The 13206-nt window shown below is 62.9% G+C and carries 15 protein-coding genes and 1 pseudogene; 5 read left to right on the plus strand and 11 right to left on the minus strand.

What is annotated here, in order from left to right:
* Positions 1-78 precede the first annotated feature (78 nt).
* On the plus strand, positions 79-927 hold the full coding sequence (locus AC1DZP_RS16660; RefSeq protein WP_477303848.1) for an SAM-dependent methyltransferase: 849 nt from the start codon (positions 79-81) through the stop codon (positions 925-927).
* Here AC1DZP_RS16660 and AC1DZP_RS16665 read toward each other — a convergent pair.
* Positions 905-1123 (minus strand): annotated as a pseudogene (locus AC1DZP_RS16665) (class D beta-lactamase); the annotation flags it as partial. The gene AC1DZP_RS16660 and the pseudogene AC1DZP_RS16665 sit on opposite strands and share 23 nt — an antisense overlap.
* Before the next feature lie 133 nt (positions 1124-1256).
* Entirely contained in the window at positions 1257-1625 is a 369-nt protein-coding gene (yidD, locus tag AC1DZP_RS16670) for a membrane protein insertion efficiency factor YidD (RefSeq protein ID WP_477303850.1), read from the minus strand.
* A gap of 415 nt (positions 1626-2040) precedes the next feature.
* On the opposite strand from yidD, the gene AC1DZP_RS16675 reads away from it, so the two are divergent.
* On the plus strand, positions 2041-2937 hold the full coding sequence (locus tag AC1DZP_RS16675) for a LysR substrate-binding domain-containing protein (RefSeq protein ID WP_477303852.1): 897 nt from the start codon (positions 2041-2043) through the stop codon (positions 2935-2937).
* 6 nt (positions 2938-2943) lie between these two features.
* On the opposite strand, the gene AC1DZP_RS16680 is transcribed toward AC1DZP_RS16675, so the two are convergent.
* On the minus strand, positions 2944-3390 hold the full coding sequence (locus tag AC1DZP_RS16680; protein WP_477303854.1) for an iron-sulfur cluster assembly scaffold protein: 447 nt from the start codon (positions 3388-3390) through the stop codon (positions 2944-2946).
* Between the two features lie 238 nt (positions 3391-3628).
* Between AC1DZP_RS16680 and folE the strand changes: the two genes are divergently transcribed.
* The 3 genes from folE to AC1DZP_RS16695 all read left to right on the plus strand — a co-directional run bounded on the left by folE (position 3629) and on the right by AC1DZP_RS16695 (position 5816).
* Entirely contained in the window at positions 3629-4264 is a 636-nt protein-coding gene (folE, locus tag AC1DZP_RS16685; RefSeq protein ID WP_477227371.1) for a GTP cyclohydrolase I FolE, read from the plus strand.
* Between the two features lie 34 nt (positions 4265-4298).
* The gene (gene hisI / locus AC1DZP_RS16690) at positions 4299-4760 is read left to right on the plus strand and encodes a phosphoribosyl-AMP cyclohydrolase (RefSeq protein ID WP_095087844.1); all 462 of its coding nucleotides are present in this window, start codon (positions 4299-4301) and stop codon (positions 4758-4760) included.
* A gap of 84 nt (positions 4761-4844) precedes the next feature.
* The gene (locus AC1DZP_RS16695) at positions 4845-5816 is read left to right on the plus strand and encodes a patatin family protein (RefSeq protein ID WP_477303856.1); all 972 of its coding nucleotides are present in this window, start codon (positions 4845-4847) and stop codon (positions 5814-5816) included.
* 114 nt (positions 5817-5930) lie between these two features.
* Here AC1DZP_RS16695 and recJ read toward each other — a convergent pair whose 3' ends face one another.
* The 8 genes from recJ to AC1DZP_RS16735 form a co-directional block, all read right to left on the minus strand.
* Positions 5931-7715: a single-stranded-DNA-specific exonuclease RecJ gene (gene recJ / locus AC1DZP_RS16700; RefSeq protein WP_477303858.1), complete on the minus strand. Its 1785-nt coding sequence runs from the start codon at positions 7713-7715 to the stop codon at positions 5931-5933.
* Positions 7716-7868: 153 nt separating this feature from the next.
* Positions 7869-8093 (minus strand): DUF6434 domain-containing protein, encoded by a 225-nt coding sequence (locus AC1DZP_RS16705; protein WP_477303860.1) that lies wholly within the window; start codon positions 8091-8093, stop codon positions 7869-7871.
* A 96-nt stretch (positions 8094-8189) separates the two neighbouring features.
* A complete protein-coding gene (gene glpX, locus AC1DZP_RS16710) occupies positions 8190-9173 on the minus strand; it encodes a class II fructose-bisphosphatase (RefSeq protein WP_477303862.1) in 984 nt (327 codons plus the stop codon).
* Between the two features lie 203 nt (positions 9174-9376).
* Positions 9377-9544 (minus strand): Thivi_2564 family membrane protein, encoded by a 168-nt coding sequence (locus tag AC1DZP_RS16715; RefSeq protein WP_095087838.1) that lies wholly within the window; start codon positions 9542-9544, stop codon positions 9377-9379.
* A gap of 63 nt (positions 9545-9607) precedes the next feature.
* Positions 9608-9964: a hypothetical protein gene (locus tag AC1DZP_RS16720; protein WP_477303864.1), complete on the minus strand. Its 357-nt coding sequence runs from the start codon at positions 9962-9964 to the stop codon at positions 9608-9610.
* 137 nt (positions 9965-10101) lie between these two features.
* Positions 10102-11415, minus strand: coding sequence for a homoserine dehydrogenase (locus AC1DZP_RS16725; protein WP_477303866.1), 1314 nt, complete (start codon positions 11413-11415; stop codon positions 10102-10104).
* Between the two features lie 46 nt (positions 11416-11461).
* Positions 11462-12679 (minus strand): LL-diaminopimelate aminotransferase, encoded by a 1218-nt coding sequence (locus AC1DZP_RS16730; RefSeq protein WP_095087834.1) that lies wholly within the window; start codon positions 12677-12679, stop codon positions 11462-11464.
* 59 nt (positions 12680-12738) lie between these two features.
* Positions 12739-13116 (minus strand): hypothetical protein, encoded by a 378-nt coding sequence (locus AC1DZP_RS16735; RefSeq protein WP_477303868.1) that lies wholly within the window; start codon positions 13114-13116, stop codon positions 12739-12741.
* Between the last annotated feature and the right edge of the window lie 90 nt (positions 13117-13206).

Genomic DNA, 13206 nt, shown 5'->3' on the forward strand with positions numbered 1-13206 from the left:
TCAGGAAATGTCGCCAGAGACGTCGCAGCCGGTCGTCAAGGCTTGCGAATATCGCCGGCATGGCTTGGAATCCCCGACATGGAAGACGCATCCCCCAGCCGAACCGCCCTGCGCGTCGCGCGCTTGAGGGCTCTCCATCAGATTTCACCAGAGGCGGCACTGTTTCGCGACCCATACGCCATTGCGATTCTCGGTGAAGGTGCTCCCGCCGAGCAACAGCTTGCGCAAGAGGACACCCACAGCCAGCGTATGCGCCTGTTCGTGGCGGCGCGCGCCCGCATAGCCGAGGATTGGCTGGCGGCGGCGGTGCGTCGTGGCATCCGCCAGCTCGTCGTGCTCGGTGCCGGCCTCGACACGTTTTCGCTGCGCAATCCGTACCCGGATCTCTTGGTATTCGAGGTCGATCATCCGGCAACCCAAGCCTGGAAGCGCAGGTGCATCGCCGATGCCGGCCTTGCCGAACCGCCCACCACCACATTCGTACCGGTCAATTTCGAGCGGCAGCGTCTGCCCGAGGAACTGGCATCGGCCGGACTGAAATCGAATGAACCAAGCTTCTTCATTTGGCTGGGGGTCGTGCCATACCTGACGAAAGGCGCGATCTTCAGCACGCTGTCCTACATCGCCACCACCCCGGGTTCGGAGGTGGTGTTCGACTACAGCGAACCGTATCAGAATCGCGATGCGGCCGGACAGGCCGCCCTGGCTTTCTACGCGGCACGCGTCGCTTCTGTCGGCGAGCCGTGGATCAGCTTCTTCGTCCCTGGCGAACTGGCGAAATCACTCTCCGATCTCGGATTCGATGAAATCGAAGATCTCGAAAGCAGCGATATCGCCGTCCGTTTTTCCAGGACACCAAGGCGAGCGCCAACCGACTCCGGCGGCCACATCATCCGCGCGCGTCGATCAGCGACAGCGGCCCCCTGAACGTTGAAGCCGGGTTGAACCTCGGGTCGCACACACCATCCTGGTGAAGCGTCTTGCCGCTCGCGGCGTCGAGGATCAGCGTACACTGCACATCCCCAAGCGGCGCCGATTGCGCGCGCAGCGGAAATCCCAGCAGCCAGGCAAGCAGGAACAGGATTCCGGCAAGGATGAAGGGAAGACGGTCGAAATTACGCATTTGATGCTCGCTCCAGAGGGGTTCGCAAGCGGCTTAGCGAGGTCTCTTGTCTCGATTTTGTCTCAAATGCGCAGTGTTTGTGCAGCTTCGCGTTAACCCTACCGGATCGTAAACAGAAAGCTTGGCAGCTCGATCAGCCCTGCGCCCGGCCGCGCTTGCTGCCGATCCGCCAATACCGCCAGGGTGCGAACCAGACGTAGCGATCCACCAGCACCTCCGGCACAAGGTCGATGCCATGCGTCCCGAATGGCCCACAGCGCAACACCCGGAAAAATCCCATCCAGCCGCCGGCCCACAGGCCATGGCGGGCGATCGCCTCATGCGCATATTCGGAACAGGTCGGCAGGTGCCGGCAGGAATTGCCGATAAAGCCCGACAGCGTCAGCTGGTACAGGCGCACAAGCGACGTTCCCAGGACCCGGCCGGGCGTCTTGCGCCACGGACCGGGCCAGTTGCGACCGCGCTTTGGCGCTCCGGCGATACGCCCATGCTGGTGCCCCACCGCAGTCTCCGCTCCAGAGCATAGTCCCGAAAGTGGGAACTGGTTTCCTCGGACAAACGGAAACCGTTTGTCCAGGGACCATGCTCGATATAATCACGTTTCCCACGCGATAGATGTGGGCTTCGGCTGGAGAACGCAATCCCTTCTGCCCACTCGCCATGCCATCAGGGTCGGGAACGACGAAACGGCTGCCGGCCGGCCGAAGGCGCCCACCGATCAGGACTGACCGGCTCCTCGCAGCGCTTTGCATGCCGTCTGTCGTCACGCCATTGAAACGTTACGATCCGCATGACATCGCCGAAGATGCTCAGGATCTGGATCATGACCGTGTCTCCTTTGACTCGGATTAGACCGCCGCTGGCCTTCGCCTTCAAACGAGTATAATTTCCACTTCGGATAATCTAAGGTTATGCGAATGAAGCGCGGACGCCTGCCGCTGACGGCACTGAGGAGCTTCGAGGCGGCGGGCCGGCATCTGAGCTTCAGCAAGGCCGCCGAGGAGCTTTTCGTCTCGCAGGCGGCGATAAGCCGGCAGATAAGAGAACTAGAGGTTCTGATCGGCAGGCCGCTGTTCGAGCGGCTTCATCGCAGGGTTGAACTGACGGAAACAGGACAAACTCTCCTGACTCAGTTAACCACCAGCTTTGACGACATCGATCGCCGGCTATCACAGGTCCTCAGCAAGCCGGCCCAGAGCCCTTTGCGGGTCAGCGTCGAACCGTCCTTTGCTGGCGAATTTCTGATACAGCGACTGAATTCGTTTCAGCAGCGCCACCCGGAGATCGACATTTCAGTCGACGCGGACTCTCGGCTCATAGAGTTTCGCGGACACGAAGCAGAAATCGCGATTCGATACGGAGCCAATGCCCGGTCTTGGCCGCGCACTCAAGCGCGGCATCTGGTCGACGTTCTGGTCACCCCGGTCCTTGCACAGGAGTTGCTCTCGTCGGGCGTGCCTCTGACATCGCCGGCCGACCTGCGGCACTATACCTTGCTCCATGACTACAATCGCGATGGCTGGGCGACATGGTTTCAGGCACTGGGCCTTCCAGATCTCGCCCAGCAGAGAGGACCACTTTATACCGACGCAGCGCTTGCCATGCAGGCTGCGAAACTCGGGCACGGCGTCGCTTTGGGCGACCGCATCCTGAACGGCGCAGACCTTCGGGCCGGTCTCTTGGTTCGTCCATTTGAGATGGAAATCCCTTATGGCGCGTATTGGCTTGTCGCGCCCGATTTCCAGCGCCTCAGCCGACAGGCGGAGATTTTTGCAGACTGGCTCGTCGAAGAGCTTCGCGGGACCGAGGGATAGCGAAGTCTAGGCCGCTTCTTCGGAGCGCTTCTTCTCGATCTGGCCGATCGCGTCGACCACGGCGTCGAAGGTCAGCATGGTCGAGGCATGCCGCGCCTTGTAGTCGCGCACCGGTTCCAGATATTTCAGGTCCGCGAAGCGGCCGTCAGGCGGGGCACCATTTTCCTTCAGCATCTTCAGCATGGCGTCGCGCACCGCGCGCAATTCCTCGGCACTCGCGCCGACGACATGCTGCGCCATGATCGAGGATGACGCCTGGCCGAGCGCACAGGCCTTTACGTCGTGGGCGAAGTCGGTGACCACGCCGTCCTCCATCGTGAGGTCGACGGTGACGGTCGAGCCGCACAGCTTGGAATGCGCCTTTGCCGTCGCGTCAGGATGGTCGAGGCGGCCGATGCGGGCGATGTTTCCGGCAAAACCGAGAATTTTCGCATTGTAGACATCGTTGATCATTATTTTCCAATCCGTCGCCGCCAAGCGAACAGCGATTGCCGCTGTCGTGTCTTCCTTTCGCGCGCCATGACCTTATATAATGCTGGCAGTCCGGTATCGACAAGACAACGAAAGCCAGTGTCCTTGCCGGGGAGTTCACGCCACTTACGGGCTGGAAACCGGGCAAGTTTCCGACACCGAAAGGTCGTGGTCCGTTCAACTCGTTCCTCCGCCGAGAGGGACTACGGGAGACGCCTTTATGGATGCCGTCATCAAGAAGCTCATGCCCCAGTCAGCCTATATGGAGAAGCCGGTTACCGACCGGCCGAGCGAAGCCGAAGTCGAGGCCGCCGTGCACACGCTTTTGCGCTGGACCGGCGACAATCCGGACCGCGAAGGGCTCGTCGATACGCCGAAGCGGGTAGCCAAGGCCTTCCGCGAAATGTTCGGCGGCTACGACATGTGCCCGTCGGAAGAGCTCGGTCGCACCTTCGAGGAGGTCGCCGGCTATGACGACTTGGTCATCGTCAAGGACATCCAATTCCACTCGCATTGCGAACACCACATGGTGCCGATCATCGGCAAGGCGCATGTCGGCTACTTGCCGGACGGCAAGGTCGTCGGCCTGTCCAAGATCGCGCGTGTGGTCGATATCTTTGCCCATCGCCTGCAGACCCAGGAGGCGCTGACGGCGCAGATCGCCGGCGTCATCCAGGATGTGCTCAATCCGCGCGGCGTCGCCGTGATGATCGAGGCCGAGCACATGTGCATGGCCATGCGCGGCATCCGCAAGCAGGGCTCAACCACCCTCACCTCGACCTTCACCGGCGTCTTCAAGGACACGCCCGAAGAGCAGGTTCGTTTCGTCACCATGGTGCGCGGTGGCGGGGTGTAAACCCCTAGCCAATATCGCCAGATAAGGACCGGCGATGTCGGCACTGGAATTTCCGAAAGCTCCCTCGGACAAGAAAGCGTTGGAGGAAGGCGCGGTGTTTTCACCGCGCTTCGACGCGACCGGTCTCGTCACGGTGGTCGTCACCGACGCCGAAGACGGCGTTCTGCTGATGGTTGCGCACATGAATGCGCAAGCGCTGGCGCTGACGCTGGAGACAGGCATCGCCCACTACTGGTCCCGCTCGCGCAACGCGTTGTGGAAAAAGGGCGAAACGTCAGGCAATTTTCAGCATGTCGTCGAGATGCGCACCGATTGCGATCAGGATGCATTGTGGCTGCGCGTCAAAGTGTTGGGCCACGACGCAACCTGTCACACGGGTCGACGTTCATGCTTTTATCGGACGGTGGGGCTGGTCGACGGCAAGGGGACGCTTGTTGACGACGGCAGCAAGCCGTTGTTCGATGCGGAAACCACGTATCGGAAACCATCAGCTTGAACCTTCTGCCTGACCCAAGTCACATAGATTCACCATTTCGATACGGCCCGCCCTTATATTAGCCGTGGGACAAGGGAGATCATGATGCTCGAGTGGGCGTCATTGCGTAACAAACCAGATGTCAGGGAGGCCAATGGCCTGTCCTCGTCGGGCGGCGCATCCGAAACAAAACCACCAAGGAAGACAGGCATTTCGCTCGCCCTGGGCGGCGGTTGCGCCAGAGGCTGGGCGCATATCGGCGTGCTGCGCGCGCTCGATGAAGCCGGCATCGAAGTCTCGATGATAGCCGGCACCTCGATCGGCGCGCTGGTCGGCGGCTGCTACCTCTCAGGCAAACTGGACGAACTGGAAGAATTCGCCCGCAGCCTGACCAAGCGACGCATTTTTGGCTTGCTCGATCTCAACCTGCGCGGCAGCGGCCTGTTCGGCGGCATGAAGCTCGACGCCCGGCTGCGCGAGCACATGGCCGGCATTCGTTTCGAGGACCTGGCCAAACCGTTCGTCGCAGTCACCTCCGAAATCCGCACCGGTCACGAGATCTGGCTCTCGAGCGGCTCATTGATCACCGCGATGCGCGCCTCCTATGCGCTGCCCGGCGTGTTCGAGCCGGTGAATTGCAACGGCCGCGTGCTGGTCGACGGTGCGCTGGTCAACCCGGTGCCGGTTTCGGTCTGCCGCGCCTATGAGCAGCCGCTCGTGGTGGCGGTCAACCTCCACTACGATCTGTTCGGCCGCGCCGCCGTCATCAAGCACAGCGCCGGCGAGCTGGTCATCGAAAAGGATGCGCAGCGGCCGGGCCGGGTCGATCCCGAGCACCATTCGCATCAGACGCGGCTCGGCATCACCGGCGTCATGGTCGAGGCCTTCAACATCATCCAGGACCGCATCTCGCGCGCCAGGCTTGCCGGCGATCCGCCCGACATGTCGCTGCAGCCGAAGCTCAGCCATATCGGCCTGACCGAATTCCACCGCGCCGACGAGGCGATCAGCCTCGGCTATCAAGCGACGATGGCGCAGATCGGCGAACTGACACGGCTGCAGTCCGTTCTCGCCTGATTCATGTCTTCCAAGGCAAGGAAACAGGCTCTTGACGCGCGCCGACCAACGCGAATGGCGCCAGGCGAATTTCGGAAGCAAATTCGATCCTAGCTAGGCCGCCCCACGGTGACCTTACGCACGCGCCGCGTCGATGATGCGAAACTGCACCGTGCGGTTGCCGTTCCAGTAATTGCCCGACAGCGAGCCGGCGACATGCACGGTCTTGCCCCGGTTCTTGAACAGGAATTCTCCAAGTGCGGTATCGACGGCGCGAAAGGCGATCGCCTGGATACGGCCGCCGCTTTCCGACTGCAGCTCGACGCGTATGTGGTTAGTGCCAACCGGCCGCGCATCAGCAAGCCGGTGACGCGGCAGCACGAAGACCGGCGCTGCATGCCCCGCGCCGAATGGGCCGGCTTTCTCCAGCGCGTCGAGAAGGCCGAGTGTCGCGCCTTCGGCGGCAAGCGCCCCATCGATCGCCAGGCTTTCCTCGCCTTGCAGGCGGAACACATCGGCCGCCGCTCGCTCTTCGAAAAACGCCCTGAGCTCGCCAAGCTTCGCCCGCTCCACCGTTATGCCGGCCGCCATGCCGTGGCCGCCGCCCTTGATAATCAGCCCGGCATCGGCCGCCTCGCGCACCAGCCGGCCGAGGTCGAAGCCCGATACGGAGCGACCCGAGCCGGTGCCTGTGCCGCTGGCATTGAAGGCGATGGCGAAGGCCGGCCGGCGCGCATGGTCCTTCAGCCGTGAAGCGAGCAGGCCGACAATGCCCGGGTGCCAGTTGTTGCTGGCGGTGACGACGATGGCCGGGCCGTTGCCGCCGGCAAGCTCGGCATCGGCCTCGGCGCGTGCCGCCGCCAGCATCTCCTGCTCCATCAATTGCCGTTCCTGGTTCAGCCGGTCGAGCGTCTCGGCAATGGTGCGGGCCTCGACCGGATCGTCGGTGGCAAGCAGGCGACTGCCAAGTGCGGCATCGCCGATGCGCCCGCCCGCATTGATGCGCGGGCCGATCAGATAGGCGAGATGGAAGGTGCTGATCGGCTCGCCGATGCGCGACACCCGTGCAAGTGCAGCTAGGCCTTCGTTCTTCTGCTGGCGCGCCATCTGCAGCCCCTTGACCACGAACGCACGGTTGACGCCGGTCAGCGGCACCACGTCACAGATGGTCGCAAGTGCGGCTAGATCGAGCAGGGAAAGCAGGTCCGGCGGCGTGGCATCGGCTATCCGGCCGCGCAGGATCTTGGCCGTCTGCACAAGGGCGAGGAAGACCACGCCTGCGGCGCAAAGATGGCCCTGTCCCGAAAGGTCGTCGTCGCGATTGGGATTGACGACGGCAACTGCCGCCGGCAAGGCACCGCCGACCTGATGGTGGTCGAGCACGACGACATCGGCGCCGGCTGCATTGGCGGCGTCGATGGAAACGGCGCTGTTGGTGCCGCAATCGACGGTGACGATCAGCGTCGCGCCGCGCGAAACAAGTTCGCGCATSGCMTCCGGATTGGGACCATAGCCCTCGAAAATRCGGTCMGGRATGTARATTTCMGACGGCACCGAGAAATGCGCCAGGAASCGTTTCAGCAGSGCCGACGAGGCAGCGCCRTCGACATCATAGTCGCCGAAGATCGCCACCTTTTCCCTGGCCATCACCGCAGCGGCGATACGGGCCGCCGCCTTGTCCATGTCGGTCAGCGACGCCGGATCCGGCAGCAGGTCGCGGATCGTCGGGTCAAGAAACCGCTCGGTTTGCTCGGCGGTGACGCCGCGACCGGCAAGCACCCGCGCGACGATGTCGGGCACGCCGTGGCCTTGCGCGATGGCGAGCGCGACCATGTCCTGTCGCTCGGTCAGCCGGTGCTCCCAGGAAACCCCGGTGGCCGACTGCCTGACATCGAGGAAGAGGCGTTTGTCGCCGGTCATGCGGTTTGCCAACTCATGGTTGGCCGCAGGATAGTGCATGTCGCCCAAAAGTGCGCAGCGGTTTTGGGACAACGACATGCACAGGCAACAGCCCAAAGCAGGCAAAGCCAAGCGGTTCGCGGTGATGCGCCGTCGCGGGAGATGCCAAGAAAACTACGCTTTCCGCTTTTCAGCCTGGCGCCGAAGCCATTCGTCGGCCACATCGCCCATGGTCTTGTCCACACCGTCCTTGAGCCAGGCCATGAACGGCCGGTCGAACCTGAACGCATCGCCACATTCGCGGGTGAAAAAGCGACGTACGTTCTGTGTGTTGCGATAGGCCTTCGTGACAGCGGTGGCACGCGAAATCGCATCCGCATGCCAGTCGAACGGTTTCATCCTCAAATCCTTGCGGCCAGCGTCATCCGACGCAGCCACAGGGCTAACAACTGCGATGCTGGTCCGCAAGCGCCCAAGCCAACAACGGGAAGAAAGCTAGAACTTATCCAGATCCTGGTGCCTGGCCTTGATCTCGCGCACCGTCCGCGACGACGAGCGCAGCACGATCGTGTGGGTGGTGATGGTGTTGCGGCCGAACTTGACGCCGGCCAGCATATTGCCGTCGGTGACACCGGTGGCCGCAAACAGCACGTCGCCGCGCGCCATGTCTTCCGTCCGATAGACCCGCTTCGGATCGGAAATACCCATCTTGGCGGCGCGTTCGACCTTTTCCGGCGTGTCGAGGATCAGCCGGCCCTGCATCTGGCCGCCGGTGCAACGCAACGCCGCCGCTGCCAGCACGCCCTCCGGTGCGCCACCGGTGCCAAGATAGATGTCGATGCCGGTTTCATCGGGATCGGTGGTGTGGATGACGCCGGCGACATCGCCATCGCCGATCAGCCGGATCGCTGCACCCGTGGCGCGCACGGCGTCGATCAGCTTGGTGTGGCGTGGCCGGTCGAGGATACAGGCGGTGATGTCCGACACTGCGACGCCCTTGGCGCGGGCAAGGCTGGCGATGTTGTCGGCCGGCGAGGCGTCGATGTCGATGACACCGTCGCCATAGCCAGGACCGATGGCGATCTTGTCCATGTAGACGTCGGGCGCAAACAGCAGGCTGCCCTTCTCGGCGATCGCAATGACGGCGAGCGCATTGGGCAGGTTCTTGGCGCAGATCGTCGTGCCTTCGAGCGGATCGAGCGCAATATCGACCGCCGGGCCTTTGCCCGACCCGACTTCCTCGCCGATATAGAGCATCGGCGCCTCGTCCCGCTCGCCCTCGCCGATCACCACCGTGCCCCTGATGGCAAGCCGGTTGAGCTCCTGGCGCATGGCATCGACGGCGACCTGGTCGGCCGCCTTTTCGTCGCCACGCCCGCGCAGCCTGGCGGCCGCGACTGCGGCGCGTTCGGTGACGCGCACCAGCTCCATGGTGAGTATCCGGTCAAGGCCGGCGACAATGTTCTGGGCCACATTCATCTGGCAATTTTCCTCGTTGATATGCGGCCTCCCGCCGGAGGCGCGTCTCTTTTGTCAAACGAGCATGACAACGGCAAGACCTCGCGGGAGTTTTATCGAATAGCCAGCAATATCAATCGATTAAACTGCATTCTTGAAACGAGGCCGGCCCGGTCGCAAAGAACCGGGCCGGCTTGTAAAGTGGAAGATCGCGCCGCTGCGGCCTAGAAAACCGCAAGGTATTTGAGCAGTGAAATGATGCCGATGATGATGACGATGATCTGGGCGATCTGTCTCATCCGGGCGTCCAGCGGCAAGCGCTGAACCAGATAGAGAACGAGGATGATGACGAGGAACGTGATCAGGATGCTGATCAACATCGATGAAGCCATGGTGCCCTCCTGGCAATAAAATGCTGAAAATGAGCCGGCAAGGCCGGCTCCATCACTCCGCGGTCAATACCAGCGGCGCGAGTTGTCGTTCATCGACTGGCCAATGGCGAGGCCGGCCAGAAAGCCGAGCAGGCCGATCACGCCGATCACAGCCGTCGTCGTACCGGGATTGTCGCGCGCGACATCCGACACCGCCTGCGCCTGGCTGCGCAACTGATGTGCGGTTCGCGACGCGCGGGCCGCGGCTGTATCGTACAAATCCGAAGCCTGCTCGCTGGCGTCGTCGAGCATTTCCGCGCTCCGCGCCGAAATGCTCTTGTTGATCTTGGTGATCTCCTTGCGCAGTTCGGCGATCTGCTTTTCCAGCGTCTTCTGGATGTCGTCGATGTGAGGGCTGTCGGACTTGTTGGTATCGGCCATGAAGCGGTTCCTTTGGTTGCTTACCAAGGAAACGGCGCCCACGCGAATTCGTTCCGGTCGGTCGTGGCGGCTAGCCACCAGACGGACGCGCAATACCGGCGGAATTCCTGTCCCGCGCGGCGCCCTGAAGAGGGAAGCTACCCTGCCCGCTCGATGCGGATGACCTGCGGCTTGTCGGTCAGATGGCCATCCTTGGTGATCCCGTCGACGGCTTTGCGTACGGCGGCCTCGGTCGTCTCGTGCGTCACCAGGATCACTGTCTTCTGCGCCGCCGCCTCGCCGTTGACCGCGTGCTGGACGATCGATTCCAGCGAAATGTCGTTGTCGGCCATGCGCTTGGCGATCGCGGCAAAGACGCCGATGCGGTCATGCACGGTCAGCCTGATGAAGTAGCCGCCGGCATGGCTGCGCATCTGCGCCTTCTTGTAGGGTTTCAGTTCCTTCGCCGGCCGGCCGAAGACCGGACCGTGCTGGAAGCCCGGCCGGCTCTTGGCGATGTCGGCGATGTCGCCGATGACCGCCGAGGCGGTGGCGTTTCCGCCGGCGCCGGGGCCGGAGAGCAGCAGTTCGCCCAATATGTCGGTCTCGATCGCCACTGCATTGGTGACGCCGTGCACCTGCGCGATGACCGAGGCGGTCGGCACCATGGTCGGGTGCACGCGCTGCTCGATGCCGCTGTCGGTGCGCTGCGCAACGCCCAGCAGCTTGATCCGGTAGCCGAGATCGCCGGCCGCGCGGATGTCGGCCTGGGTAATGTTGGAAATGCCTTCCATGTAGATGTCGTTGGCAGCGATTTTTGTGCCGAAGGCAAGGCTGGTCAGGATCGACAGCTTGTGCGCGGTGTCGTGGCCCTCGATGTCGAAGGTCGGATCGGCCTCGGCATAGCCGAGCCGCTGCGCGTCCTTCAGGCAGGCGTCGAACGAGATACCCTCGGCCTCCATGCGGGTCAGGATGTAGTTGCAGGTGCCATTGAGGATGCCGAACACGCGGTTGACCGAATTGCCGGCCATCGCCTCGCGCATGGTCTTGATGACGGGAATGCCGCCCGCTACCGCCGCCTCGTAGTTGAGCAGCACGCCGCGCTTCTCGGCGATCTCGGCCAGCGCCACGCCATGCTTGGCGAGCAGCGCCTTGTTGGCGGTGACGACATGACGGCTGGCTTCGAGTGCCGCCTTCACCGACGACCGCGCCGGCCCCTCGTCGCCGCCGATCAGTTCGACGAACACGTCGATTTCGGCTGTCTGCGCCATCTTGACCGGATCGTCGAACCACTTTGCCGAGCTGACATCGACGCCGCGATCGCGTTTCTGGTCACGCGCCGAAACCGCAGTGACGACGATGTCGCGCCCGCATTGCCGGGTCAGTTCCGCCGCCTTGTCGCGCAGCACGCGCGCCACGGACGCGCCAACCGTGCCAAGACCGGCAATTCCAACACGCAATGCTTCAGCCATGGCCGGCGACGTCCCTCAAGTCAGATCGAAATTGTCTGCGGCAAACTTACCGGTGAGCGGAAAGCGGCACCACATTGTTGGGTTGCTTGGCGCTGGCCGATAGGAAGCGCTTGATGTTGCGCGCCGCTTGCCGGATCCGGTGCTCATTCTCGACCAGCGCCACGCGCACGAAATCGTCGCCATGTTCGCCGAAGCCGACACCGGGCGCCACCGCCACGTCGGCGTGTTCGATGAGCAGCTTGGAGAATTCGAGCGAGCCGAGATGACGGAACGGCTCCGGGATCGGCGCCCAGGCAAACATCGATGCCGCGGGGGCCGGAATGGTCCAGCCGGCGCGTCCGAAGGCATCGACCATCACGTCGCGGCGCTTGTGGTAGATGTCGCGCACCTCGGCAATGTCGGCGCCGTCGCCGTTGAGCGCGTGTGCCGCCGCCACCTGGATCGGCGTGAAGGCGCCGTAGTCGAGATAGGATTTCACCCGGGTCAGCGCCGAGATCAGCCGTTCGTTGCCGACCGCAAAGCCCATGCGCCAGCCGGGCATGGAGAAGGTCTTGGACATCGAGGTGAATTCGACACAGACGTCGATCGCGCCTGGCACCTGCAGCACCGACGGCGGCGGATTGCCGTCGAAATAGATCTCCGAATAGGCAAGGTCGGACAGGATGATGATGTCGTTCTTCTTGGCGAAGGCGACGACGTCCTTGTAGAAATCGAGCGAAGCGACCAGTGCCGTCGGGTTCGACGGATAGTTGAGGATCAGCGCCAGCGGCTTCGGGATCGAGTGACGCACGCCGCGCTCGAGCGCCGGGATGAAGCCGTCGTCCGGCTCGACCTGCAGCGAGCGGATGACGCCGCCCGACATGATGAAGCCGAAGGCGTGGATCGGATAGGTCGGGTTGGGGCACAGGATCACGTCGCCAGGCGCGGTGATCGCCTGTGCCATGTTGGCGAAGCCCTCTTTCGAGCCGAGCGTCGCCACCACCTGCGTGTCGGGGTTGAGCTTCACGCCGAAGCGCCTGGCATAGTACGCGGCCTGGGCGCGGCGCAGGCCCGGAATGCCGCGAGACGAGGAATAACGATGCGTACGCGGATCGCGCACGACCTCGCACAGTTTGTCGACGATGGCCTTGGGTGTCGGCAGATCGGGATTGCCCATGCCGAGGTCGATGATGTCGGCGCCGCGCGAACGGGCGCTCGCCTTGAGCCGGTTGACCTGCTCGAAGACGTAAGGCGGAAGCCGGCGAACCTTGTGAAATTCTTCCATGGCAGTTCCAGACAGCAAAGGGGCCAGATATCTAAGGGCTTTGGGCGCGCGCTATATACTTATTTGCAGGTAGGGTCGAGGGCGGGATCGCATTTGCCTTCGATCTGCTTCAGCGTTTCGTCGCCATGCTTTTTGGCAAGATCCGTGAGCGCCGCCTGGTCGGCCACATCGGGCTTGCCGTTCTTTGCCGCCTGCGCGCTCTCATCGGCCTTCAATTGCGCGAGCTTGGCATTCTTCTCGGCGTCGGTGAACTGCGGCGCCGCCACCTGCGGCTTGATGTTCAGGTTCGGAAAGGTGCCGGTATCCTTCGCCCCCGTCACAGGCGCAGGGCCGCTGGTGCTGGAGCAGCCGGCAATCCCAATGAGGACGATTGCCGCGCCAATGCGGCAAAAACGTCCAGCACCGAAAAAAACAGTCTCGCCAATGTTAATCGTCATATTGTTTCCTTGGCAGCCGCGGTAGAGCGAGATTGGACCCCGTCGGATGTCCCATGTTAATATGTCAAGAAAACGCTTCGGGAGGAACCC

This window comes from Mesorhizobium sp. P2_F8 (assembly GCF_056403655.1).